Origin of the sequence: Myxococcus xanthus, assembly GCF_013116825.1 — a bacterium.
GTDB lineage: Bacteria > Myxococcota > Myxococcia > Myxococcales > Myxococcaceae > Myxococcus > Myxococcus xanthus_B.
Map to the genome: position 1 here is coordinate 1 of NZ_JABFNS010000018.1, position 23,974 is coordinate 23,974.

The 23,974-nt window shown below is 66.5% G+C and carries 21 protein-coding genes; 15 read left to right on the forward strand and 6 right to left on the reverse strand.

The features are described from left to right. The coding region (locus HNV26_RS07325) for a hypothetical protein (protein WP_216611882.1) at positions 1–574 on the forward strand (574 nt) is incomplete at its 5' end. A 93-nt stretch (positions 575–667) separates the two neighbouring features. After that, entirely contained in the window at positions 668–2,083 is a 1,416-nt protein-coding gene (locus HNV26_RS07330; protein WP_171439749.1) for a hypothetical protein, read from the forward strand. Positions 2,084–2,124: 41 nt separating this feature from the next. On the opposite strand, the gene HNV26_RS07335 is transcribed toward HNV26_RS07330, so the two are convergent. The 3 genes from HNV26_RS07335 to HNV26_RS07345 all read right to left on the reverse strand — a co-directional run bounded on the left by HNV26_RS07335 (position 2,125) and on the right by HNV26_RS07345 (position 4,097). Continuing rightward, positions 2,125–2,628, reverse strand: a complete 504-nt coding sequence (locus HNV26_RS07335) for a TlpA family protein disulfide reductase (RefSeq protein ID WP_216611883.1) — start codon at positions 2,626–2,628, stop codon at positions 2,125–2,127. Between the two features lie 351 nt (positions 2,629–2,979). Then, positions 2,980–3,444 carry a nucleoside deaminase gene (locus HNV26_RS07340; protein ID WP_171439750.1) on the reverse strand — a complete coding sequence of 155 codons (465 nt, stop codon included), beginning with the start codon at positions 3,442–3,444 and terminating at the stop codon, positions 2,980–2,982. Next, positions 3,444–4,097 carry an ankyrin repeat domain-containing protein gene (locus HNV26_RS07345; RefSeq protein WP_253816318.1) on the reverse strand — a complete coding sequence of 218 codons (654 nt, stop codon included), beginning with the start codon at positions 4,095–4,097 and terminating at the stop codon, positions 3,444–3,446. The genes HNV26_RS07340 and HNV26_RS07345 overlap by 1 nt, the downstream gene beginning before the upstream one ends. 154 nt (positions 4,098–4,251) lie before the next feature. Between HNV26_RS07345 and HNV26_RS07350 the strand changes: the two genes are divergently transcribed. Continuing rightward, the gene (locus HNV26_RS07350; RefSeq protein WP_171439752.1) at positions 4,252–5,133 is read left to right on the forward strand and encodes a LysR substrate-binding domain-containing protein; all 882 of its coding nucleotides are present in this window, start codon (positions 4,252–4,254) and stop codon (positions 5,131–5,133) included. Positions 5,134–5,304: 171 nt separating this feature from the next. Here HNV26_RS07350 and HNV26_RS07355 read toward each other — a convergent pair whose 3' ends face one another. Further along, complete coding sequence (locus HNV26_RS07355) at positions 5,305–5,661, reverse strand: hypothetical protein (RefSeq protein ID WP_216611884.1); 357 nt, start codon at positions 5,659–5,661, stop codon at positions 5,305–5,307. Between the two features lie 380 nt (positions 5,662–6,041). Between HNV26_RS07355 and HNV26_RS07360 the strand changes: the two genes are divergently transcribed. From HNV26_RS07360 to HNV26_RS07405, 9 genes are all read left to right on the forward strand, one after another. Then, positions 6,042–6,911: a helix-turn-helix domain-containing protein gene (locus HNV26_RS07360; protein WP_171439753.1), complete on the forward strand. Its 870-nt coding sequence runs from the start codon at positions 6,042–6,044 to the stop codon at positions 6,909–6,911. Between the two features lie 58 nt (positions 6,912–6,969). Then, the gene (locus tag HNV26_RS07365) at positions 6,970–7,323 is read left to right on the forward strand and encodes a VOC family protein (protein WP_171439754.1); all 354 of its coding nucleotides are present in this window, start codon (positions 6,970–6,972) and stop codon (positions 7,321–7,323) included. A 632-nt stretch (positions 7,324–7,955) separates the two neighbouring features. Further along, entirely contained in the window at positions 7,956–8,804 is an 849-nt protein-coding gene (locus tag HNV26_RS07375) for a cell wall anchor protein (RefSeq protein ID WP_366816803.1), read from the forward strand. A gap of 9 nt (positions 8,805–8,813) precedes the next feature. Beyond that, positions 8,814–9,908 carry a trigger factor gene (locus HNV26_RS07380; RefSeq protein ID WP_171439755.1) on the forward strand — a complete coding sequence of 365 codons (1,095 nt, stop codon included), beginning with the start codon at positions 8,814–8,816 and terminating at the stop codon, positions 9,906–9,908. A gap of 344 nt (positions 9,909–10,252) precedes the next feature. Further along, positions 10,253–13,399, forward strand: a complete 3,147-nt coding sequence (locus HNV26_RS07385) for a tetratricopeptide repeat protein (protein ID WP_171439756.1) — start codon at positions 10,253–10,255, stop codon at positions 13,397–13,399. Further along, positions 13,396–14,289, forward strand: a complete 894-nt coding sequence (locus tag HNV26_RS07390) for an RNA polymerase subunit sigma-70 (RefSeq protein ID WP_171439757.1) — start codon at positions 13,396–13,398, stop codon at positions 14,287–14,289. Before HNV26_RS07385 ends, HNV26_RS07390 begins: the two co-directional genes overlap by 4 nt. Positions 14,290–14,795: 506 nt before the next feature. Beyond that, positions 14,796–15,428, forward strand: a complete 633-nt coding sequence (locus tag HNV26_RS07395; RefSeq protein ID WP_253816319.1) for a hypothetical protein — start codon at positions 14,796–14,798, stop codon at positions 15,426–15,428. Further along, positions 15,425–16,720: a Kelch repeat-containing protein gene (locus tag HNV26_RS07400; protein ID WP_216611885.1), complete on the forward strand. Its 1,296-nt coding sequence runs from the start codon at positions 15,425–15,427 to the stop codon at positions 16,718–16,720. The genes HNV26_RS07395 and HNV26_RS07400 overlap by 4 nt, the downstream gene beginning before the upstream one ends. A 71-nt stretch (positions 16,721–16,791) precedes the next feature. Next, on the forward strand, positions 16,792–18,462 hold the full coding sequence (locus HNV26_RS07405; RefSeq protein ID WP_253816320.1) for a transposase: 1,671 nt from the start codon (positions 16,792–16,794) through the stop codon (positions 18,460–18,462). Positions 18,463–18,590: 128 nt separating this feature from the next. On the opposite strand, the gene HNV26_RS07410 is transcribed toward HNV26_RS07405, so the two are convergent. Beyond that, entirely contained in the window at positions 18,591–19,247 is a 657-nt protein-coding gene (locus HNV26_RS07410) for a metallophosphatase domain-containing protein (RefSeq protein ID WP_171439760.1), read from the reverse strand. Positions 19,248–19,468: 221 nt separating this feature from the next. Between HNV26_RS07410 and HNV26_RS07415 the strand changes: the two genes are divergently transcribed. Genes HNV26_RS07415 through HNV26_RS07425 form a run of 3 tightly spaced genes read left to right on the forward strand, consistent with a single transcriptional unit; the run spans position 19,469 to position 22,343 of the window. Then, positions 19,469–20,002 carry a hypothetical protein gene (locus HNV26_RS07415; RefSeq protein ID WP_171439761.1) on the forward strand — a complete coding sequence of 178 codons (534 nt, stop codon included), beginning with the start codon at positions 19,469–19,471 and terminating at the stop codon, positions 20,000–20,002. Positions 20,003–20,011: 9 nt separating this feature from the next. Continuing rightward, complete coding sequence (locus HNV26_RS07420; protein ID WP_171439762.1) at positions 20,012–21,028, forward strand: hypothetical protein; 1,017 nt, start codon at positions 20,012–20,014, stop codon at positions 21,026–21,028. Position 21,029: 1 nt separating this feature from the next. Further along, complete coding sequence (locus HNV26_RS07425; protein ID WP_171439763.1) at positions 21,030–22,343, forward strand: Dyp-type peroxidase; 1,314 nt, start codon at positions 21,030–21,032, stop codon at positions 22,341–22,343. Positions 22,344–22,391: 48 nt separating this feature from the next. On the opposite strand, the gene HNV26_RS07430 is transcribed toward HNV26_RS07425, so the two are convergent. Continuing rightward, the gene (locus tag HNV26_RS07430; protein ID WP_253816321.1) at positions 22,392–23,816 is read right to left on the reverse strand and encodes a hypothetical protein; all 1,425 of its coding nucleotides are present in this window, start codon (positions 23,814–23,816) and stop codon (positions 22,392–22,394) included. Positions 23,817–23,974 lie beyond the last annotated feature (158 nt).

Sequence of the window (23,974 nt, forward strand, 5' to 3'; positions counted from 1 at the left end):
GCTCGGGGGGCTCGCTTACAACATCAGCACGAGCGCCACCGGCAAGGAGTTCAGCTGGGCGGGCTGGGGCACCCAGGTGGGCATTGGCGCCGCCGCCGGCGCCATCGCCGGTGGCTTCTCCGCGGCGGGGGAACTGGCGGCCACGGGCCTCAACCTGGCGACCCGCAGCATGATGAACATCGGCCTGCGTGCGGGCGTGGACCTCATCGGCGGCGCGGTGTCCGGCTTGGCCAGTCAGATGATTGGAAACGCCGTCGCGGGCGCACCGCTGGGCGCGGACCTCACCTTCGCCGCGGTGTTCGGCGGCGCGGGGGGAGCGATAGGCAGCGTGGTCGCCACTGGAGGAAAGGCCACGCTCAGCCGCATCGCGCGCTCGCTGGATGACCTGGATGGCCTGGCGGACGGGCTCCGCAAGACGGTCTACAACGTCGCGAGCGGCCCGACGATGCAGCTCGAAATCGAAGGGATGCGAAAGCTCGTCGCCCTCTCACTGGGCGGCACCTTCGGCACCGCGCTCGGGTACACGCTCAGCTACCTGCACGCGGAGCAGTACCTGCTGCCCGGAATGAAGTGAGCGACGCGCTCGCGTCCCCAGGAAGTCGTGATGCCCCCGGCACCCGGTCCGCCGGGACTGAACGCAGTCCAACGACGTGGAGGTCAGACTCGAATGGAATCGACGACACGCTCGAAGCCGCGAATCCTCTTTGCGGGAGCTACGACAGGGCAGGACTTCAACTCACTGAAGGACGTGGGCGAGCTCTCCGTCAGTAATGGAAAAGACGGGCTGGAAGCCGCGGAGGTGTGCTGGATCGACTGCCTCACGACGAAACCCGGGCAGTACGAGCCCTTGCTGCGCACGGCCCTGGACGAGGGCAAGACGCTCGTGCTGAGCCACCCGGACGCCCATGCCCACCAACACCTTTCGAAGCTCGCGGGCTGCCGGGTGGATGGGGAGAGCGGCGCCCTCATGGTGTCCCGCGACCTGGGCGCGTCCACCCCCTCCAGCTATGTCGTCACCGCGCTCGCCATGCCCATTGACGACCCCGCTGCGCAGCAGCACTCGGGTTCTGGAGGCGAGGCTGGCGAGGCCACGAACGGCAAGCCATCCCCTGTCCCTCTCCAGGCCAGGACCCCATCGTCAACGCCCCAGGACAATGGCGCCCGGCATGACTGGGCTGCCCTGCTCGAATCCCATGGACGCCGGGCCGGCCGCGCCCTGGGGGGACCTGGGCTGATTCCTCCCGCGGGGGTCATGTACGGCATCAGGACCCTGAACCAGTCGTATACCCGTCACCTCACCAACTCCGACGATTGGAGCGCTGCCTCCGGAAAATCCCAGACGGCGGAGTTCGACTTCGTGAGCTCGTTCTATGTCTATCGCGAGAACGGCAAGCCGAGCGCCGACTACGTCGTCATCCGCATCCAGGAGGCCACCTTCAACCCCTCCACCTTCATGGTGAATGTCGATAACGCCAAGGGGTTCTGGCAATACCACTTCGAGACCCGGTGCACGAACAACCGGAACGTGCCCCTCCTCAGCACCAGCCCGGGGACGACCAACGGGCCAGGGGTCGGCGCGCAGATCTCCCTGCCCGTGCTCGTCAAATCCGTGCAGGACGGCAGCTGCGTCCCCAACCACTGGTCGGCGACCCATGGCCCGGTGGGCCGAAGCATCGAGGGCTGGGCCTTGTTGAATCAGAGCAGCAACGGCTCTGGAACTGGCCGGTGGGTCTACCACCATCGGGACTTCTGGAACTCCCAGAACGACCCCCCCGATGAATTCGGCCGCTGGTGGGCCATGATGTACGAGGGTGGCTACGGCGGCAGGGTGAAGACACTCACCTCGCTCGCCCGCGCCGCATTCACCGTGGAGAACATCTGTGCGTGGAGGTTCAGCGCCAGCACAATCTCCTCCAACCCCAACGTGACCTTCACCGAGTCACTGAACTATCGCCACGTGGCTTTCGCGAACCCGAAGGGAACGGGCCGCAACCACCGTATCGTCTGGGCTTGGGCGGACAGGAGCGCCTCCACCACCATCAACCTGGTCACCGTGACGGACATCGCCAGCCCGTGCCGCTGAACGCCGCGCGCTGAGGAACGGTAGCGGGCCCGCTCCAGCAGCTACGGCGCAGCGAGCAGCGCCTCCAGGCGCCTCGCGTAGAACGCACGCGAGCGCTCGCCGTTGACGGCCGCCACCACCACGCCCTCGCGGTTGATGAAGACGGTGGCGGGCACGGTGGAGATGCGCAGCGGACCCAGCACCTCGCCCTTCGCCGTGGCCACGGTCATGTGCACCCCCAGCGCGGCCGCAGTCTGACGATTGCGCGCCTCGCTGGGGTTGAGCGAGAGCGCGAGGAAACCGACGCCGCGCGCCTCGTACTCACTCCTCAGGGCTTCGAGCTCGGGCAACTCCCGAGCGCAGGCGTGTCAGCCTGGGGCCCACACGTTGATGACCCAGGGGCGGCCCAGCAGCGCAGCCCGGTCGATGCGCTCGCCCTCCAGCGTCTCGGCCCGCAGGCTCTCCGGCACCGGCGTGCCGGGGCGGTCATAGCGGTCATTGCGGTCACACGCTCCCAGCAGCAAGGCGAGCGCGAGCAGGAGCGGGGCGCAGACGGGACGGCGCATGGGCTCTTTATGCACACGGAAGTACGCCCGCGCATCTACTTTCCGCGCGGGAACTCCGGCGGCGCCCACGGTGTCCTCCCGGAGCACCGCTGCCTACCCGATATTCGGTCGCTGCGTCCATGGTGGCCTTGAGTCTGCATCCGGCATTGCGACAACGCGGGCGAAACCACCGGCGCGGAGCCTGGAGCGCCGCCACCATCACGCTCGGACCGGGGTCTCCGCCACCCGCGGGGTGCGGACCATCTGCTCATCGGTCAAACTGCTCTTCCTCGCGGCCGACCGACCTGCTGGCCGCGAGGACGCTCTCCCGCTTCAACTGGTCCGAACAGTGGGGAGCAGAGCACCCATCAGTCATCCCTGATGGCGTCTCCACTCGTCGTACAGTCCGTGCTCGCCCGCCGGGCGCAGTGGCCGCAAGGCGAGGGACTGGGCCTGGGGCCCTCGGGCCAGCTGTGCGTAGAGCGACGCAGTGGAGAGGCCGAAGGCTTCGCCCTCCTCGTTGGAGTAGGCGAAATAGGCGCCCTGGATACCGCACAGGTGCATGGCGGCCAGACACATCGGACAGGGATGACCGCTGGCGTAGATGATGCAGCCGCCCAGGCTGGCACTGCCGAGGCTCTGGCTCGCTTTGCGAATGGCCAGAAGCTCGGCGTGGGCGGTGGGATCCTTCGTCTGATTGACCTCGTTGACCGCGCGCGCAATCACCCGGCCGTCGCGCACGAGCAAGGCCCCGAACGGACGGCCACCAGACGCGACGTTGGCGCGGGCCAGGGCGATGGCCTCGCGCATGAACTCTTCGGCGGACGACGGATCCATCAGCGACCTCCGGCGGCTACGAGCATCTTGGCGATCGCGTCTTGATTGCGCTCGCGGGCGTGCTGGAGCGGCGTGACGCCGTCTCCGTCCGCCAGGTTGACGTCGGCACCGCCGTCAATCAGGAGACGTACGATCGCCTGGTGACGTGGCCCGCCGTCGCTGAGCAGGATCGCCTCGAGCAGTCCAGTCCAGCCCAGGCGATTGACGTGGTTCGGCTCGACGCCGGCTTGCAGCAACGTCTTCACCACCTCCACGTGCCCGCGTTCGCAGGCCGGAATGAGCGCGGTGCCACCGTAGCGGTTGGTGCTCTTCAAGTCGGCGCCGTTCTTCAAGGTCAGGCGCAGGATCTCCAAGTACCCCCGCGCTCCGGCCAGGAGATAGGCGCTGTCGAGCTGGTGGTTCTGGAGGTTCACGTTCGCTCCTGCCTCGATGAGGACGCGGACAGCAGCCACGTGGTTCCCGGCGGTCGCCAGCAAGAGCGACGTGTTGCCCGCGGAGTCCCGGGCGTCAACGGCCGCCCCCTCGCGCAGCAGCTCGGAGACCGTCGCCGCATCACCCTTTTCCGCAGCCCGCAAGAGCGCCTCAGGCGGCTTGGGAGAGCCGCCGTTTCCCGCTCCCGCAGAAGCTGCGCAGGCCATCGTGAACAGCGTCATGAGCATCACCCTCCGAATGTTCGCCCGGGACACGACTTCACCTCCTGGCGAGATGCTCTAATCCCCTGCCCTTTCATAAGAAAACGAAATACTGGAATGATTCATAGTGGGGTTCTGAATAGTTCGACCGAGAGCTCTTCGTGGAGACACCGGCATGCTCGATCTCTTCTTGCTGCGAAGCTTCGTCGCGGTCGTTGAAACGGGAAATTTCACCCGGGCCGGCGAGCGCCTGCACCTGACCCAATCGACCGTCAGCCAGCAGCTCATTCGCCTTGAGCAGAGCCTGGGTTGCCGGCTGCTGAACCGCAGCCAGCGTCACGTAGTGCCCACAGAAGAGGGGGAGCGCCTGCTTGGCTATGCGCAGCGAATCCTTCGCTTGGCTGAGGAGGCGTCCGTTGCGTTGAACCCCGACGGCGGCGACGGTGTGTTGCGATTGGGCGTGCCCGAGGATCTCGGGGGCGAAGCGCTGATGCCGCTGCTTACGCGCTTCGCAGCCAAGCGACCGCGCCTGCGTCTGGAGGTCGAGTGTGGATTGAGCCACCACCTCTTGCGCCTCTACCGCAACGGCGAGCTCGATCTGCTGCTGGTCAAGCAATGGGGCGCCGACAGCGACGCCCATGCGCGCTGGACGGAGTCCCTGTGCTGGATCGACAGCGCGGAGCAGCCGGTGGCGGCGCGATACGAGGGAGACACGGATGCGCTTCCGCTCGTGGCGTTCCCCGTTGGGGCGCTCTATCGGCAGGACATGATCCACGCGTTGGAGAGCCGCGGGCGTGCGTGGCGGATTGGCTACTCGAGTGCGAGCCTCGCGAGCCTCTGCGCGGCGGTGAGCGCTGGGCTCGGCGTCAGTCTTTTACCTGCGAGCAGCGTGCAGTCCGGCCATCGCGTGCTGGGCGAGAAGGATGGCTTTCCTGCCGTAGACGGGCTCGAGCTTGCCCTCTACGCCCGTTCGAATCTCGGCGCCGTCGGCCGGACTCTGCGCGATGAACTGTCCTACCTTTGCACCCAGCGTGCAGAAGCTGCGGTTCGTGCTTGAAGACATGGTGAACGGGAAGCACGCCGCTGGGCGTGGCTGGCGACATCGGCCGAGCGCCTGCGCGCGATTCCTCGGGACGGGGTGAAGGCCGCCGTCGTACGCGTGGATTCTGATAGGGACCGAGGCCCGCGCAAGACGAAGCGCCACACGCGGGCCCCGGGACGACAGGTCTCAGCAGAACCAGCCGTTCTGCACCTGGCCATCCACGCCACAGTCACCCCAGGCATGGCCGGGCACCCACTCGCTGCCACCGCTATACACGGTGAAGGTCTTCCCGCGAGTCAGCGTACAGGTCGAACCGTTGGGGCGATGCACCGTCAGGTCGTTGGCACAGACCGTGAGCCGCTTCCCGTTGTCCCACGTCTGCGCGTAGTAGTACGGGCCCGCCATCGCGGTCACCGAGCCCTCGCCATCCTTCTGCGGCGCGGTCGCCACTGGCACCTCCTGCAGGGTCTCCGGAGCTTGCTCCTCGCCTCCACAGCCAACGAGAAGGGCCGTCGCAGCGAGCATGGATGCAATCAAACGCATGGGTATACTCCAAATCAGGGGGCGCACACACAATGCCGGAGAATCCGACTAAACAAGGATACGACAGGATTCAATTCCTGCCAATGCAACCAAAGTCTCGCCGGCCTCCAAGCGACCTTTTTCTGACAATTCAATAGACGCCTGCCCCTGACACCTTGCGTTGGAGTTTTCTCCGACTGCTGCGTCAAACGCGCGTCATATCCCAGTATTCTCGGCGAAGGCGTCTCCGCGCATGCGCTTCCACTGGGGCGTGGGTGCCCTCTCCAGTCGGGCGTGTTGCCAAGAACGTGCTGGAATAGCCCCCTGAAGAGTCGGACAGGCTCGTTCGGCGAGCCTGAGTCGCAGCAGGCGCGTCCCGGCTCTGTTACCGTCGCGCTGCCATGATTCTCGCGCGCCAGCCTCGGAGCCCCACTCTGGCTCCTCTCGTGGAATCCCTCTGGACATACGACGGGCAGCTCGCGCACGGCTTCGAGCGCATGCTGCCGTCTGGCCGTATGCAGCTCCTGGTCAATCTTCATGAGGACGCGTTCCGGGACTACAGGCTCGACGGCCGCCTCGCACACAAGACTCGTGGCGTAGCGATTCAGGGCGCCCACACCGCACCGAGAGTCGTCGACACGGCCTGCCAGCGCTCCATCTGCGGGGTGAGCTTCGCCCCCGCGAGTGCATCGCCGTTCCTGGGCATGCCGGCCTCGGAGCTTACCGGGAAGCTCGTCGACCTCGACGACATCTGGGGGCGCGACGGCCCCCTCCTTCGTGAGCGCCTGCTACAAGCCCCCACTCCCGCGACCCGGCTCGACGTGCTCGAGGCGGCGCTGCTCGCACGGGCACGCGCGTCCAAGCCTCGCGACGAAGCAGTGGCGGTCGCGTGCTCGCTGTTGATGGGCGGCGCGAGCGTCCGCGCGGTGGGCGTTCGACTCGGCCTTTCGCCGCGCCGGCTCATTGAGCGGTTTCAAGGACATGTCGGCGTCAAGCCCAAGCTCTTCGCGCGCATCGCCAGATTCCAGCGCGCGCTCGAATCGGCCGGGGGGGAGATGACCTGGGCCACCCTGGCCTGTGAGCACGGGTTTTCGGACCAGGCACATCTGGTCCGCGAGTTCAGGGCATTCTCGGGAGCCACTCCCGTCGCGTATCGCCCTCGGTCGGATGAGGCCCGCAACCACGTCCCTCTCGACGAGCGGCAATTTCCTTCAATACGAGGCGGGCCGCCCCGGGGCACATTGCGCCAATGCTCCCAAACGAACCCCTGACCGAAGTCCAGCCGCTCCCCCTTGAGGACCGACCGTACGACAAGCAGGAGGGGCGGTCGTGAAGGTCCTACGCATCGTCACCAATGTGGGCGCGACGACGCCAGCCGCAGCCAAGAGATTCTACCGGGACATCCTCGGACTCGACGTCCTGATGGACATGGGGTGGATTGAAACCTACGGCTCAAGCGAAACGATGACTGTGCAGATCAGCTTCATGTCGCAAGGGGGCTCAGGCGCACCCGTGCCAGACATATCCATCGAGGTCGACGACCTCGACGCGGCCCTCACTCGGGTGAAGAAGGCGGGAATCCCGATAGAGTATGGACCGGCTGACGAGCCGTGGGGCGTGCGCAGATTCTTCGTGCGCGACCCCTTCGGAAGGCTGGTGAACCTGCTCACCCATCACCGTTGAGCCATGCGGGGCCTCGAGCCGGACGCGGTGCTGGCTACGAGCACGGCGGCTGGAGAGCCTCCTGAGCCGAGATTTTTGGGACGCCGGCAGGCGCCTCCCCTCTTTCTCCTCGAGCACATGGGCAGCCATTCGCCGGCTGGCGGCGGATGGCGCGACGCATTCCACGCCCATCGAGAAGCGAAGAGAGGAACCTCCCCATGCCGCCGCCCCCGGTCCGCCGAGACCCGCCGAAGCCGCCTCCCGTCAAGCCTCCGCCCGCTCCGGCGGCGACACAGCCGCCCAAGTCGAAGCGCGCGCCGGCCGCACAGAGGCCCGCCCCAGCGGCGACACAGCCGCCCAAGGACTCCTTCAAGCCTACGAGCCCCGGGACGACGCCCCCGCCGTTGCAGATGGGGCCCTACGTCCCCGGGCATGAGCCCAAGAACGACAAGCCCCAGACACAGCCAGCTCCCGCGGCCCCAAAGAAAGAGGAGCAGGAGTCGAACGGTCTCGGGAACTGGGAGACGTATCCCAAAGCGTTGGACACGAAGGTAACAGCCCGCCAGCAGCTCCAGGATGGCAAGGACCGGGTCCAGACGTGGAAGGACAACCGAAGCGCGGGACACGGCCTCGCGAAGACATTGAAGGAGGGCGTGAAGGACAACTTCGTCAAGTCCATCGAGGGCGGCAAGAACCCCAAGGACCTGGACAATGGTCTAGGAAGGCTGGGCAAGGCCAACACGGCCCTCAAGGGTGGCGTCGGCGCCACCACCCTCATCAATGGAAAGGTGAGTGATGCCTACAAGGCCGTCGCCGCCGGGGGACTGTCGAGCAGCAATCCCGAGGAGCGCAGCGAAGCCCTGGATGCGCTTGCCGATGCGGGCAAGACCTCAACCGAGACCCTGAAGGCGGGGCTCGAGACCGCACGAGACCTCCAGAAGTACGGGAGCGCGACCCGGGCTGCCAACTTGTCCCTCAAGGCCGCCGCCCCGGACCTGGGCCTCAAGGGGCGGCTCAAGATTGCTCACAACCTCTCCATGAAGGCGTTCAACCATGCGGACGCCGGGGATGTGGGCACCGCCGAGAAGTTCGACGCGCTCAAGAAGGCCAGTCGGTCCTCCACGACGGACATCGCCGCCAAGGCGCACGGCGACAGCAACAACCAGGCACAGAAGCGGCTCAACAAGGGCATCAAGACAGGCGCCCAAAAGACCGCGGACAACGCGTTCGACGCGGCCATCGACAAGGGTGCCAAGGCCGCAGGCGGAAAGCTGGCCAAGTTCGCGGGACGATTCGTTCCCGGCGCGAACGTCGCCATCGCCGGCTTCGACATCGCCACGGCCATCGCGACGTCCAACTCCAAGGACGCCAGCCCCGGCAAGAAGATAACGGCGTGGACAACCGCCGCAGGCTCCGTGCTCGCAGCCACGAACATCCCGGTGGTGAGTCAGGTCGGCGCGGCCTTCTCCACGGTCTCCGACCTCGTCGGAAGCTTCTTCTAGGAGCCCTCCATGCACACGCCTCCTGACACGTCCAATCCAGGCCAACCGCTCTCGCTCGGGGAGTTGCAGGGCATGGGGCTGTTGAACCAGGCCCCCGGAGCGATGGCCTTCCGCAATGCGACGAGCCCTCGCCTTCCGCTCCTCCGCGAGGCGCCTTCGCTCGAGGAGCTCCGGGTGAAGATGCCGGAGCTCGGGGGAATTTCGCCCGAGGCCATCCTCGATCGCTTCGCCGCGCTGTGCCGCGCGGTGGCGCCGCGCAGGGAGCGCGAACCGGGCGAAGCCGTTGACTCCGGAGACGACGTGCTCCTGGACGTCGTCGGCTTCGCCAACGGACGGCTCATCCCGTTCTCCGCCCGCGCGGGCTGGAGGACGGAGGCCACGCCCGACCCGCTGCTCCCCGGCTTCTTCGAAGCCCTGGCGCGGGCCCGGGTTGGCGAGCCCGTAGCGGTGGACCTCGTCCTGCCCGATGACTACGCAGTGGAGCCCCTCCGTGGCGTCCCTGCTCGCTTCGACGTGAAGATGAAGGCGGCCTACCAGGTGACGCTACTGGAGGAGTCATCTCCAGAACTCTTCGCCGCGCTGGGACGCGGAGGCTCGCTCGACGAGGTCATGGAGTACATCGCCGGGGAACTCATCGCCGAGCGGGACGCGCGGTACCTGTGGGACTTCCAGGACCACGTGATGAAGGAGGTGGCTCGGCGCACGCACGTCGATGTGCCACGGAGCCTCATCGACGAAGAAATCCGCCAGCGGTGGGCCGAGGCCGAATATCCAATCCTGGTGAGCCTGAGGCTACCGAACGAGCGGATCCGTGAAGGATTTGATGGCTGGCTGCTCGACGCCTCCACCCGGAGCGAAGTCGAGTACCGGCTGCGGCTGGCGCTTGGGCTTCGGGCCATCGCCGAAAGAGACCACATCCAGCCCGCTCGGGAGTCCGCGGAGGAGCTGTTCAGCAGCCTCGCGGAGAAAACCCAACTGAGCCATGGTGAGCTGGGGCGCCTGCTCCAGTCCGACAAGAACCTCGGCCGGAGGTTCGACACGCTGACGATGCACATGGCGGTCGTCAGTCACGTCCTGTCCAAGGCTGACGTTTCGCGGGAGTAATGGCAAGGCCATGGGCCTGCGTTCATAGGGAGAAGGCGCTCGGCCCGAAGAAAGGGGGCAGCTCAATCCATGCCGAGCGACAACCTGCAAAGGAAAATTTGATTGTCCTTTGCCGAACACCCTGAACCACGCAGCGACAAGGCAGGAATTCGACCACGCTGGACTCACGGAGCGTCGAGAGCCTCTCTTGCAAATCAAGAATTGAGTGAGGTCCATCTCCGCGCCGTCGCGAGTCCACGCAGTCCTGCCCGTGCAATCGAGGGCAAAGAGGGAATGGGGCGGCCTGCGTCCCTGAATTTCCTGGAGACCTGCCTGCACGCACAATCGCGCTCCCGAGCTCTGCTATGTTCGGGAAGCCGAATCGCGTTGCGGAGTCTTCACCCATGCAGTCGTGCCCCCAGGAAACGACGCTGACGGACTTGATTGCCGGGCTGCTTTCCGAGGCGCACCGGGCCCAAGTCCTGGCACACGTCGAGACCTGTGCCGACTGTCGGTGGACACTGGCAGCCGGAGTGGGCACTCAAGCGCCATCCAGCGCTCCGACAGCCCCTGGGGAGGCGAATTCCCAGCCATTGCTGCTTGGCGCCAGGCTCTCCCGGTATGTGGTGCGAGAGTGTCTCGGCGCTGGCGCCATGGGCATCGTGTACGCGGCGGATGACCTAGAGCTCGGTCGCCGTGTGGCCCTCAAGATGTTGCGCCCCAAGGGAAGCCAGCGAGAGGAGCTGCAGCAGCGGCTGCTGCGCGAAGCCCAGGCGCTGGCCCGGCTCTCACACCCCAATGTCGTCACCCTCTATGACGTGGGCGCCTACGGAGACGGTGTCTTCCTGACCATGGAGCTGGTGGAGGGCACCACCCTGGCGGAGTGGATGAAGGAGCCTCGTCCCTGGAAGGAGGTGCTCCGGGTCTTCCTTGAAGCCGGCAAGGGACTGGCCGCCGCGCACGCCGCGGGACTGGTGCACCGCGACTTCAAACCCGCCAACGCCCTCATTGGAAAGGACGGGCGGGTCTTCGTGACGGACTTCGGCATCGCCCGGCTCCTCCACCAGGAAGAGGGCGCGTCGCACCAGGAGCCCATGGAGGCCCCTGTCACTCCCACGGGTCGCCTCACCCGGACGGGCCAGGTGTTGGGCACGCCCGCCTACATCGCCCCGGAGCTGGTGCGAGGTCAGCGCGCGGATGCCCGCTCCGACGAGTTCAGCTTCTGCGTGGCGCTCCACGAGGCCCTCTTTGGGGCGCGCCCTTTCCAAGGGGAGACGATGCAGGAGCTGGTCCTGGCCGCGCAGCAAGGGAGGATGAGCCCTCCGAAGCGCGAGGTGAAGGTCCCGGCCCGGGTTCGACGCGCCATCTTCCGGGGGCTCAGCCCGAAGCCCGAGGATCGCTTCCCCACCATGCAGTCACTGCTGGCGGCCCTCGCTCCGCCGCCGCACCGGAGGCTTGTGCCGCTTCTCGTCACGACGACCGTGGCCGGAGCCATGGGCATCCTCGCGGCCTACGGGATGACGGCGCAGCGGCGCGATGACGGCTGTGCGCGGGAAGCGGAGAAGCTCGCGGTGGCATGGAGCCCCGCGCGGCGCGAACGGGTCCGCACAGCCTTCCTCGCCACCGGCATGACCTACGCCCCCCAGGCCTGGAAGCAGTTCTCGACGGTGATGGACGCCCACACCGCGCAATGGCAGGCGCTCCGCACGGAGGCCTGCCTGGCCGCAACGGGCGACACCGCGGACCAGGCCAGGCAGACCGCCGCGTGCCTCGATGCGCGGCTCTGGCAGATCGCCGCCGTCACGGAGGTGCTGGAAAAGGCGGACGCTCAGACGGTTCAGAACGCGCGCCAACTGGCGGCCTCCCTGGAGGGGCTCGTCGGATGCCGCGATACCCCCGGACTCACCAGCCGCCCCCAGCCGCCCGACAACCTCCGCTCCCGCGTTCATGCGGCGCGGAACAAGCTGGCTCAGGTCCGGGCCCACCTCGTGTCACACCGGTTCACCGACGGCCTCGCGGTGACGTCAGCCCTGCTCGAAGAGCAGAAGGGGCTCGGCTACAAGCCGCTGGAGGCGGAGGTATTCCTGGCCCACGGCACCGTCCTCGGGGGCCTCAACAAACCGAAGGAAGCGGAGGCCTTCTTCTACCAGGCCCTGTGGGCTGCCGAGGCCGCGCGCGACGACGAGACGGTGGCACGGGCGTGGCTGGAGCTCATCTGGGCGGTGGGCGAGGAGCAGTCCCGCCCCGACGAAGCGGAGAAGCTCATCCGGCACGCCCGGGCCGCCGTCGAGCGGCTGGGGCGGGAGCGCTTCCCGGACATCACGACGGAACTGCACACGCGCCTGTCGTCACTGCGAGAGGCGTACGGCCAGCTCGCAGAAGCGGAGCAGGAGGCGCACCAGGGCCTGGAGTTCTCGCGGAGGAGGAATCCCCCGGACAGCCTCCGCACGCCCAACCTCATCCACCAGTTGGGACGCATCCGCTTCGGCCAAGGCCGCCACGAAGACGCGCTGAAGCTCCACCGCGAGGCCCTGGCACTGCGCGAGCGCATCCTTGGCGCTGACAATCCGGCCCTCGTGACTTCCTACAACCGGGTCGCCACTGCTTCGCTGGAGGTGGGCCGGTACGCCGAGGCTGTCAGCGCCTGGCGCAAGGCCCTGGCCCTTCAGGAGGCATCCTCCGACCCAGAGACCACCCCCATGGGGACGGTTCTGCTGAACCTCGCCGTGGTCTCGCGCGTCGCGGGTCGACTGGAGGAGGCACGCTCCATGGCTGAGCGGGCGCGCGCCATCTTCGAGCGAGCCCGGGGCCCCCACCACGTCACCGTCATCTTCGCGCTCTCAGCGCTGGCAGACATCTCCAGTGACGCGGGCCAGGGAGACGAGGCGCTGGGCCTCGCCACCGAGGCGCTGGAGCGCGTCCAGCGTTCACTGGGCCCGGACACGCCACGCGCCGCCCTGCCGCTGACCATCCGGGGACAGGTGTACTTGAAGGCGGGCCGCCATGCCGAGGCACGACGCGACCTGCTGGACGCGCTCCAGCGGCTCGAGAAGGAACATGGCCCGGAGGGCGGGAAGACGGTCACCGTGCTGCTTCCCCTCGCCGAGCTCGCCCTGGCGACCCGGGCTTCGAAGGAGGCGCTCGCGTACTGCGAGCGGGCGAGGAAGGTCACCGAGAAGGCGGGTGGCGCGGAGTCCCCGGACGGCGCCAGCGCCCTTGCCTGCGCTGGGGAGGTGCATCTGGCGCTGGGCACCTCGGCGGAGGCGGTCCCCCTGCTCGAGCGCGCCCGGCGCATCCAAACCCAATGGGGCGAAGTCAAAGACGCGCAGGTCGCCGGGAAGACCGCCTTCCTTCTGGCCCGGGCGCTCATGGAAACGCGCGCTTCCCCGGAGCGGGCACGAGCGCTCGCGCTGGCAGAGGAGGCCCGGACCCGGCTGGAGTCCGTGGGGGTCCGGGGCCAGTCCGAGCTCCAGACGGTGCTGGCCTGGCAACGGCGTGAGGTGAACCGATGAGCGACGAACAGCGAACAGGCTCCCTGGCGGCGCTGCTGCGGGCATATGTGTCTCCGGAGCAACGGGCGGAGCTGGAGGCCGAGGAGGGATTCGAGGCGCTGCTGGACAGACACGTCGAAGCAGCACGGACCCAGTGGCCCGCGTTGTCACTCCCGGCGGAGACCTTCGTGCGGCACCTGGCCCGGCACCTGCCTGTGGGAAGGGCCGCGGAGGTGATGCGCATCCTCCAAGGTCCCGACCTGTATCTCGCGTGCGCCTGCACCTCCGGGGACCCGGCGGCCCTCAAGGGCTTCGAACAACACATCCTCCGGCATGTCCCTGCCCGGCTCGGGAAGGTGTCGCCGCCCCTGGTGGAGGAAGTGCTGCAGATGCTGCGCGAGCGGCTGCTCGTGGGCAGCAGCAACACGCCACCGAGGATTGCGAGCTATGGGGGGCGAGGGCCCCTGCGGACCTGGGTGAGCATCATCGCCGCGCGCATCGCCTCGGAGTTGATGGGCCAGGACGAGCGCCATCAGCTCGTCGCGGAGCCTCCCGAGGAGCTCGCGCGGATGCTGGCCCCGAGCGACCCCGAGTACGCGCTGCTGCGCGAAGATGCGCGCCAGCTCCTCGTCGAGTCGCTCCGAAAAGCGGTGGCGGTGCTCTCCGAGCAGGAGCGGACCCTGCTGCGCTTGCACCATTTCCATGGGTTCACGATGGACCGGCTGACGCTCATGTACGGCGGCTCGCGCTCCGGCGTCGCGCGCAAGGTCGCCGATGCCCGCGAGCAGCTGCTCGAGCGCGTTCGCATGGAGCTCGCACCGAGGATGAAGCAGGACCAACTCGCCCTGGAGAGCCTCCTGGGACTGGTCAGCAGCCGACTGGATATCAGCCTCCTGGGCTTGCTGGACTGAAGCCCTTGGCGCCCCTCTGCCGTCGGGCGCCCGACTGCTGGCACTGCTGACGCACCGGCGCCCTGCCGACTTGCCAGGGCAACGCCGCCATCAGCGTCGTCTCCGGAGATTTTTTGGGACGTCGGTGGGCCACCTCCCTCTTTCTCTTCGATTACAGGGGCAGACACGCATCGACTCGCGCAGGGCGTACGCACGTCGGGCATGCCTCATGCCCGGCCTCCAATCACGTCCCCGGTGACGTCGAAGCACTAAACGAAGTCGGACGCCATGCGCGAGAGGACGCCATGCATCCTTCCATCTACGACGATGCAAGAGTCGTCTTGTCGAGCGGCCTGTCGCGACATGACACCTGCGTCTGGCTTTTGTGCCTCGGGCTCTCCCTTCTCCCCTTGAGCGCCCGAGGCGACGTCTCCCCAGACGTGCACCGCTGTGCGGTAGTCATCCACCAATTGATAGGGGACCTCGAGTACGAACGAGCGCTGGAGCAGGTTGTCCACGGCAAGGCGATGTCGAAGAGGCCTGAGGATCAGGTCGTGATGTCGCTCTACGAGGGCGTCATCATGGTGGAGTTGAGTGGGCGGTTGAGCGACGCCGAAGCTACCTTCAAGGCGGCCCTCTTCTTGAACCCCGCTGCAAAGTTGCCGCTGCTTGTCTCACCCAAGCTGAAGCAGCACTTCGAATCGGTGCGCCAGGATGTCCTGAGCGAGCTGGCCGCGCGAGGAGTCGCTCGTGAGCCCCTGAAGATGGAGGCCCCCACAGAGGCACAGCGGGTTCAGGCGCCACGAGGGCCGCTTCCCGCAGTAGCCGGCTCGCACTCCGCATTGAGAGACCGAGCGCTCATCCCCGCGGTGGCGGGAGGAGCCCTCGTCGTCACAGCGGGCGTCTTCTGGGGATTGGCGGAGGGAAAGAAGTCGAAGCTGGCGCACAAGGCGCAGCACATCGGCTCACAGGCCGAGGCCAGGAACCTGGCCAGCAGCGCGCGCGGGCTGCAGACAGTCTCCGTGGGGTTGCTGGTGGGAGGTCTGGTGGGGCTGGGCGCCGCCACGGGAATGTACCTGCTGGGGTCGCCAGAGGAGCAAGGCTCCCTACAATTCGGGACGAATGGGTCGTCCGCGTTCGTGTCTGGAAGGTGGCCATGAAGCCCCTGCGTCGCTCGACAGCCCTTGGATTGCTGGTGCTCAGCGTCCATCTCGCTGCTTGCCTCGACGTCGACGAGGCGGTGGACCAATTCTGCAACAGCAAACCTGGCGCATGCCTGGATGACGCATCGGATGCGGGCCCTGATGGCAACGGCAGCCTGGATGGAGGTAACGATGGAGGTGGGCCGCACGGCGGAGGGGACGGCGGTTCCGACGCAGGCACTGACGGCGGACCTCCGGATGGCGGGCGCGAATCGCCGGGGTGGAAGTCGGTGGCACCGATGCAGACGCGGCGCACAGGGCATACGGCCACGAAACTGGAAAATGGTCGAGTGCTCGTCGTTGGTGGGAGCAGCGCAGGCAACACCCCCACGAACACCACCGAGCTCTACACCGTCTCATCAAACAGTTGGAGTCCTGGGCCAGACCTCGGGACGGCGCGCATGGACCACACCGCCACCCTTCTACCGAACGGAAAAGTACTGGTGGTCGGTGGCCGGGGCCCTGGAGGTGGCGCGCTGAACAGCGCCGAAATCTACGATGCGGATGCGAATGAGTGGACTCCTGCCAGTCCCATCCCACTTGGAGCACGCGCCAGCCATGCCGCCGTCCTGCTTCCCTCGAGAGAGGTGCTGGTGGCGGGTGGCGGGAACTCGCATCTCGACGGGCTGAACACCTCCGCGCTCTATCACCCGGACACCGACTCCTGGACAGATGCTGGGAGCTTGAATGTCAAACGCAACGTCCTGACACTCACCCTCCTGGAAGTGGGCGTGGTGGTGGCCATTGGTGGCTTCAATGCTGCTGGAGCGGAGACGACGGCCGAGGTCTACGACTCGAATCAACCCGAGGCCGGATGGCGACCCCTCCTGGCGCAGATGGAATATGGGCGCCACGGACACGCCTCCACGCTGCTGCCTTCTGGAAGAATTTTGGTTACCGGCTCCCTCGAGGGTTCACCTGGGAGGGTCCTCAAGGCAGCAGAACTCTTTCATTGGAGCAGCACTTCGTGGACGCACGAGACAGAAATGATGGAAGCCCGTTCCTTTCACACGGCGACCGCATTGCCCTCAGGCGAGGTGCTGATTGCGGGCGGGTATTCCAGCCCCTACGCAATGCCACGTGCCTCCGCGGAGATATTCCGGCGCGATGGTTCCTGGGAGTTCATCGCCCCCATGTCATCGGCGCGCGTCAATCACACTGCCACATGGCTGGAATCAGGGAGTGTGCTCATCATCGGGGGTACCGACGGCAGTGCCGTACTGAACACCGCCGAGCGGTATGTCCCCTGACGCCTGTGCCTGGCTCGTATTCGGTCGCTGCGTAGTGAGCTTCAAAGAACCCGCTGCCTCGGAGTCATCCCATGGCCAAAATCACAGCCCCCAAGCCGCAAACCACAACCAGGCCCGCGGAGAGCAAACCGCAGAGCCCCCGGACTCAGGCGCAGCGGCCTACTCCCTCCGGGCACACAGACGCGTCTAGCTTTGGCAAGGCTCCCAAGGACTTCTCGCAGCTGGGGGCGCCCACGCCGAGCCCTCGACCGCAGGACCCTCCTTCGACTCCGCCCGCCAAGCCTCCGGAGAAAAAGCCGGCGACACCTCCGACGGAGGAGACAGACGCCACCGAGCCGAAGAAGGCTCCCACTGGGAAGGAAGCGGCGCAGCGCCTTCAGGACAAGGACCGATACATCGGTGGCGCGGGGCGGAACGAGCGGACCCGCGAGTTCACCGAGATCATCCAGCAGCACCAGAACGACCCGGAGTATCTCAAACAACTCTACGCAACGTTAGGAGACAAGGACAGCAAGGAGTTGATTTCCAGCGCATCCGCGCAGATCGCCCATGACCAGAAGGGGCTCTACAAAACAGATGCGGAGCAGACGGCGGCGTTGAAAGCGCTCGCCAGGAGCACGGGCTCCGCGTCGCCCAGCGTGGTGAACGAGCTGGCACGCGAAGCGGCCAAGAGCCAGGTGCCAGACGCCATGGTCTCCGTACTCAAGCAGCCGGAGACCCCGGAGTCCGTTCGTCGCACGTTCTTGAATGAATCCGCCAAGACCGCGGACAAGAACACCATCCAGGCGCAGAACTTCGCGGACGTACTCAATTCAGACCCCAAGCTCATCCAGAATTACAGTGCAGAGCTGGGGAGAGACAAGTTCGTCTCAATCCTCGAGAAGGGACTACAACAGCCACCGCACAACAACAGCTTCTCGGGCCGAGAGCCCACCAGGTCGGACGGTGCGGCCAAGATACTTGGGCAGGTGCCAGACCTGTTCAAGGGGCCGGCGTATTCGGACCACCGTGCGAACATCTTCCGCGTGGGAGCCAACTCGTTGGGGGACAAGACCGACCCCGCCCGTGCGGCCCAACTGGAAGGACTCAAGAAGATTTTCCGCTCGGCCCCCTCGGGTATCATCAATGAACTGACGAACAATTCGGGTGGGCCCAACAGCGCCTACGACGACACGCTCCAGGCGTTGCCGAAGTTCTTGCGCGATTCGGTCATCAACGGCTCGGGCAAGGACCCGGGGTTCGCGAAGTTCGTCAAAGAGGACTTGCCCAAGCAACTCCGCGCAGGGGCGCTCAACCCAGCAACCGCGAGTGGAAAGCCCCCCGTCAATGACCATTACGCGCGCACGCTGGGGAGTCTCACGGGAGCCATGGTGGGAGCGTATGGACTGGAGATCAAACGCACCGAGGACGCGGGGCAGTTCAAGAAAGACCTGGCGGAGACTATCGCGGGTGTGGCGTTGGCGCCCTTGGGTCCTGCGGGCGAGGTCGGGAAAGTCGCGCTGAAGAACTTCATCACGGACGTGCTCTCCAGCAAGGACACGTCCTGGACGGAGCAGCTCCGCGAGATCTCCGCCGCAGTGAAGGATAAAGCCTCGGCGGGGCTCCAGAACTTCGACAAGCACAAGGATGCCAATGGAAGGGACATCTCGGGCGGCAAGGGTTGGAACACCGATACAGAGCAGGAGTTCGAGCTGGGCTATGACGCCATCCTCGAACGGCTCCGCCTGTTGAGTGCCAATTAGCGCGGCAGTGCGGTTTGAGCCGCGCGCCACGTGCTCGGTCGTGTGTCGGCCCTCAGGCGCCTCGTTCCCCTCCAACGGGAAGTTACTCGAAACCACTGCCCCCAGGGCTGGTTGACAAGGAACGCGAGTCAGCGCCGGGCGGGAGGGATGCTCACCTCCGTCACGCCTCGGGCGTCGAGCTGGAGGACGGTGGGCGCGCGCTCGCACTCCCACGTGGTGACATTGGCGAAGCACGTGTCCCCTTCGCGCCACAGCCCGCCGTCGTCGTGGATGTGGCCAAACAGGTGAAGCCGGGGACGCACGGCGAGCACGCGCTCGCGCAGGTCCATACAGCCGCCGCGTCCCCCCACCGAGGAGCGGTCCCCGAAGCCCGCCGGAGGCCCATGGGTGATGAGCACATCCAGGCCCTCGGGGATGGCCGCCCACTTGCTAGCGAGGGCGGTGCCCCGGGGCAGGTTGAAGGCCCAGTCGTTGTAGGCCGGCTGCCAGGGGCTCCCCCAGAAGCGCAGGCCCGCCACGGTGGCCTCGCCGTCCTGCAGGTAGACGACGTCCTCGCCCAGAAGCGCCCGGGCCTCTCCGGGCGAGTCGGAGAAGGCCCAGTCGTGGTTACCCGCGACGATGACCTTGTGACGGTAGGGCAAACCACGAATCCACGACGCAGCCCGGGCGAGTTCGTCCAGGTCCCCCGCGCGGCACATGTCGCCGGCGTGGACGAAGATGTCGCCCGGGGGCATCACGAGCTCGTCGTGGAAGAGGTGCGTGTCCGAGACGGCGACGATGCGCATCCTCGCATCATGCCTCGTCGCCGCCTCATGTTCACCCAGACCTGAGACGAAAAGGGACTCTGTCGAGGGGGCGGAAGGACTGTTCTCGTGTTTTCCGCCGCAGCCTCCAGCGAGGGCCGAGGCGACGGGACAGCGTGTGCTCGTTCTGCTGGCCGCTACGGCCTTGCGGCTTCTGTGCCCCACCACAAGCGTTGAAGTGGACGCACAGAAGGAGCCTCGCGATGGAGATCAAGCCCCAGGCCATGGCCATTCCCAGGTCGACTGATCACCTCGAGCGGGGGAAGTACGGTCCGATTTTTCCGAAGACCCCTGCTTGTTATGGCTTCACGATTGTTGCCAACGTCAAGCCGGGGCGCGCCGATGCCATGCGCGGCTACGGCCAGAGGATCGCCGAAGCACTCAAGGCCAATCCCGACCTCCTCGCGCCGCTCAAGCTCCACTACCTCCGCTGGGTGCTCTTCGATGACGACACCCGGTTCATGTATCAGGGCATCTTCGACACCGATTTCGACAAATACACCGAGGACGCGGTCGTACTCTTCACACAGTCCGGCATCAACACCGCCTTCGAGAACCTCGAGGGGTTTCCCATGGACTGGAAGACCAACACGCCTGCGTTCATCAAATTCATCCGAGACCACCAGTGCAACAGCTTTCTCGAGTACGGCGAGTACCCGTTCTTCACGGGCGATGAAATCAAGAAGGCGCTGAAGATCAAGGCCGCGCTCGCCGAGATGCTCGATCAGATGCAGTAGAGGCATGTCATGAGCGAAACGTCGGGGCGGACGTACAACCAGAACCACACGCCGAGGCGATACATGCGGGGGCACCGGCGAGTCAGCGTCTACACGTCCTGGAGCTACCCCGGAGAAGCCAATCGAAGCCCTGCCGAAATGGACAACCGGTTCTCGACGATGACCGAGGTTCGCCGAGCCCTCTGGCCCGCCTACGAGTCCCCACAGTGGGCAGACCCGCTGAGGTTCCAGCAAGGAGTCTCGGGCTCACTTGAGCTCTTCTTCTGGGCATGGGTGAAGTTCCAACAGGTCATCGAGGAGGTCACCGGGCACGGGGTCCCCATGTTTCAGCGGGTCGATCAGGCGGGCTTCACCCTGCCACTCGACGAGAGGGTCCTCTCCGATGCGGACACGCTGCTCGTCTTCGGCCTGGACCACAACGTCACCGGACAGGTGGCCGCCCCGGAGGAGATAGAAGCGGCCCGCGCATTCCTCGAGCGCGAAGGCACCTGCCTGGTGATAGGCCCACACCACGACGTCGGACACTCGCCAGACCTGGCGGAGCGCGCCATGGAACACACCCATCATGGCGACCCGCTGGTGCCTCGTCAGCAACGCTTCGGCGGCTATACGCGCTCATTGATGAAGGGGCTGGGAATCCCCGTCGAGAATCGCTGGGGTCTGCGCCCTGCCGTCGTCGAAGGAACGAACCGAAGCGTCCCTTTGACGGTGATGGACGACCTGGATACGCGCGGCTGGCTCTCCGGGGTCCAGAACTTCAACTTCCACATGCACCTGCCGCACTACGCGGTCACGACGGAGGACTCCCATTCCATTCGTGTCCTGGCGAAACAGCCGATCGACCTGACCAGGCCCCATCCCTTCACGAACGAGGGAAACACCGAGTTCAATGCGCTGGTGTGGATGCCGCCGGGCGACGGCAGGGCCGGCGACGTGCTGGTCGCCGACTCCACCATCTTCAGCACTTTGTTCGGGGCGGATGAGAGCCTCGTGCGTTTCTGGAAGAACCTCGCCACGGCTCACTGAGATGCTCGAATTGGACGACATCCAGAGCGGAGTGCTGCGGCCCCGCCCTTCTCCGTACGTCGCGACCTATATCCTCCTCCGTATCGATGACCGGAGCGCGGGGCGGGAGTTGATGAGGCGGCTCTGCTCGGTGGTGGCCACAGCCGCCCATCCGAGCAGCCCGACCGCCGATTGCTGGCTCAGCGTCGCGCTCACGTATCACGGGCTCGAGGCGCTGGGCGTGCCACAAGACTCGCTGGACAGCTTCGCGTGGGAGTTCCGCCAGGGGATGGCCGCCCGGGCGAAGGCACTGGGAGACGACGGCGAGAGCAGCCCCGAACACTGGGAGCCACCGCTGGGAACGAGCGATGTCCATGTCGTGCTGACGGCGCTTTCGCCGGTTCAGGCTCAACTCGAAACGGCACTGGAGCGCGCGCGCAAGGCGCTGCGGGAGCTTGGCGGCATCGAAGCAATCTGGCGTCAGGACTGCCATGCACTGAGCACCGGCAAGGAGCCGTTCGGCTTCAAGGACGGCATCAGCCATCCGGCCGTCGAGGGCAGCGGCATTCCAGGAAGCAATCCCCACGAGGAACCGCTCAAGGCAGGCGAATTCGTCCTCGGCTATCCCGACGAAACGGGCGGCGTGTCCCCGATGCCCTGGCCTGACGTCCTGGGGCGCAATGGGACGTACGTCGCCTTCCGCAAGCTTCATCAGCGGGTGGCCGCGTTCAGGCAGTACCTGAAGGCCATGGCGAGCAGCCGGGAGGACGAGGAGTTTCTGGCGGCGAAGATGATGGGGAGGTGGCGGAGCGGCGCGCCGCTGGCGCTGTGCCCACACCACGACGCTCCCGACCTTGGCGCAGATGCCTCACGGAACAACGCCTTCCTCTATTCAGATGACCCGACCGGGTACAAGACGCCTCCCGCGTCACACGTCCGGCGAGCGAATCCCCGCGACGCGTCCGTCGCCGGCGTGGTCAGACTCCATCGGATGATCCGGCGCGGAACCGCCTACGGGCCCGAATTGCCCGAGGGCATGCTCGAGGACGACGGCGCCGAGCGAGGGTTGATGTTTGCCTTCATCGGCGCGCACCTCGGACGGCAGTTCGAGTTCGTGCAATCGGAGTGGATCAACGGCGGTGACTTTCTCGGGCTGGGCGATGCGAAGGACCCCCTCGTCGGCGCGAACGATGGGACGGGCGTGTTCTCAGTCCCAAAGCGTCCCATCCCCAGGCGCATGCAAGGCCTCCCTCGGTTCGTGGTCACCCGTGGAGGCGAGTACTGCTTCATGCCCGGGCTCCGGGCTCTGCGGTGGCTAGCGGACCTCCGGACATGAACGGCTCGGAGCGCATGGACGTCGTGGTCATGGGCGCGCCAAGGCGAGTCACTCCGAGGAGGACACGGGGTCGACGGTGGTGTCCTGGCGCGGCGCCTGGAGCGCGGGAGGCGATGCGCTCAGCGCGCCCAGGTAGAGCCGGCCGTGGAAGCCGTGGGGCTGCTGGGCGGTGAAGAGCTGCAGGCCAACGGCCTGCTTGGAGGACTGCCGTGCCTCGAGCGTCGGGCTGATGCCGAAGACGTTGCACTCCACCTCCTCGTCCCAGACGCTGTAGCGGCATACGAACTGGGTGCCTCGCTGAAAGCCCACATCCAGGGCACGCACCGAGGGCAGGGCGCGCACCACGCGAGCGCCCATGGGCTCGAAGTCGCCATCCCAGCTCACCTCCGTGGTGCGCGCGTGGACGCTGCCCGTGAGCACCAGCGTCCAAGCCTGGGGGCGCTTCGACTGGGCGTTCAGCAGGTGCTGGGCCATCTGCGCCTCGCGCTCATTGCCGTGGGCCTTGTCAGAGTCGATGGCGGCCACGTCCACGTCCTTTCCGGAGACGCGCATGCGGCGGACCTGCTCGACGAGCCACAGCATGGCGCGGCTGCTGCGCCCGTCCTGGTATGCCCGGCGCCAGAAAGCGCTCCCCGAGAGGAGCTCCTGAACGGCCGCTGAATCGCCGTCGCTGACCAGGTAGCGATCGAGGAGCGGCTGCTCGGAGACGGGAATCGACAGCGCCAGCGTCACCGGCAGTTCCTGGGCCGAGGCCTCGCACAACATCCGCAGTGCCGCGGACGGCACCTCCTGCGTGCCCAGGGGGTCCGCCACGAGCAGGACGCCTCCGGCGGAGAACAGGGACGAGGCGCCCGCCACGGGAGCACCACACTCGGGAGCGGCGGACGTGGCGGTGGTCCCCCCCTTCTCGCCCCAGTTCTCCATCACCACCGAGCGGATGGGCACAGGGGAGTTGCCGCCCACCAGCTCCAGCGCGGGAGCCATCTCCAGCCGCTCCAGCAGCTTCTGCTCAATCCCCAGGTCGCGGTAGCCGTGCGCCGGCCGGTAGCCCTCCAGCCCAGGGATATTGGCAAAGGCTCCCGGCACGGAGAGATGCCCGCCGGACCGACCGGATGCCTCCGCGGTGTAGCCTCCCCCTTCCTGCGTGTACCTGATGCGAAAGACTCGCACGAGCGCCTGCCGGGGCCCGAGCCGCGTCCCTTGGATGTAGTAGCGCTCGGGCGGAATGACGTCCGGAATGAAGGAGGAGAACATCTCCAGTCCCCCCTCCTTCTCCATCACGTCATAGCGGCTCTTCTCCAGGATGTACCGGGCCGTCATCATCGCGTCCTCGGCGGGCACCTGATAGACGACCTCGTGCGTGGGCGTCTCGTACTGCCCCGTCTCCGGATTGTACTGGGTGGAGATACCTCGCATGCCGGTGGCGCACCCCACGCCCCCCAAGAGCCCCAGCACCAGTGCAAGCCGTCGCATCGCTACCTCCATGAGCCACAGGTCCTTGAGGCTGGTTTCGGGCCTCCTTGAGAGCAGTTCCTGCCCATGTTGCCCCTGGCCGTACTCCAGGGCAAAGCGATGGACGCGCAGTCCTCCGTCACAATGAAATTTCTGTCTATTCCCGCGGCCTCCGCCAG

Coding starts and splice junctions, on each gene's coding strand:
- HNV26_RS07330 (WP_171439749.1), top strand. CDS start 668: ATGGAATCGACGACACGCTCGAAGCCGCGAATCCTCTTTGCGGGAGCT.
- HNV26_RS07340 (WP_171439750.1), bottom strand. CDS start 3,444: ATGGATCCGTCGTCCGCCGAAGAGTTCATGCGCGAGGCCATCGCCCTG.
- HNV26_RS07345 (WP_253816318.1), bottom strand. CDS start 4,097: ATGACGCTGTTCACGATGGCCTGCGCAGCTTCTGCGGGAGCGGGAAAC.
- HNV26_RS07350 (WP_171439752.1), top strand. CDS start 4,252: ATGCTCGATCTCTTCTTGCTGCGAAGCTTCGTCGCGGTCGTTGAAACG.
- HNV26_RS07355 (WP_216611884.1), bottom strand. CDS start 5,661: ATGCGTTTGATTGCATCCATGCTCGCTGCGACGGCCCTTCTCGTTGGC.
- HNV26_RS07360 (WP_171439753.1), top strand. CDS start 6,042: ATGATTCTCGCGCGCCAGCCTCGGAGCCCCACTCTGGCTCCTCTCGTG.
- HNV26_RS07380 (WP_171439755.1), top strand. CDS start 8,814: ATGCACACGCCTCCTGACACGTCCAATCCAGGCCAACCGCTCTCGCTC.
- HNV26_RS07385 (WP_171439756.1), top strand. CDS start 10,253: ATGTTCGGGAAGCCGAATCGCGTTGCGGAGTCTTCACCCATGCAGTCG.
- HNV26_RS07390 (WP_171439757.1), top strand. CDS start 13,396: ATGAGCGACGAACAGCGAACAGGCTCCCTGGCGGCGCTGCTGCGGGCA.
- HNV26_RS07395 (WP_253816319.1), top strand. CDS start 14,796: ATGTCGAAGAGGCCTGAGGATCAGGTCGTGATGTCGCTCTACGAGGGC.
- HNV26_RS07400 (WP_216611885.1), top strand. CDS start 15,425: ATGAAGCCCCTGCGTCGCTCGACAGCCCTTGGATTGCTGGTGCTCAGC.
- HNV26_RS07405 (WP_253816320.1), top strand. CDS start 16,792: ATGGCCAAAATCACAGCCCCCAAGCCGCAAACCACAACCAGGCCCGCG.
- HNV26_RS07410 (WP_171439760.1), bottom strand. CDS start 19,247: ATGCGCATCGTCGCCGTCTCGGACACGCACCTCTTCCACGACGAGCTC.
- HNV26_RS07415 (WP_171439761.1), top strand. CDS start 19,469: ATGGAGATCAAGCCCCAGGCCATGGCCATTCCCAGGTCGACTGATCAC.
- HNV26_RS07420 (WP_171439762.1), top strand. CDS start 20,012: ATGAGCGAAACGTCGGGGCGGACGTACAACCAGAACCACACGCCGAGG.
- HNV26_RS07425 (WP_171439763.1), top strand. CDS start 21,030: ATGCTCGAATTGGACGACATCCAGAGCGGAGTGCTGCGGCCCCGCCCT.
- HNV26_RS07430 (WP_253816321.1), bottom strand. CDS start 23,816: ATGCGACGGCTTGCACTGGTGCTGGGGCTCTTGGGGGGCGTGGGGTGC.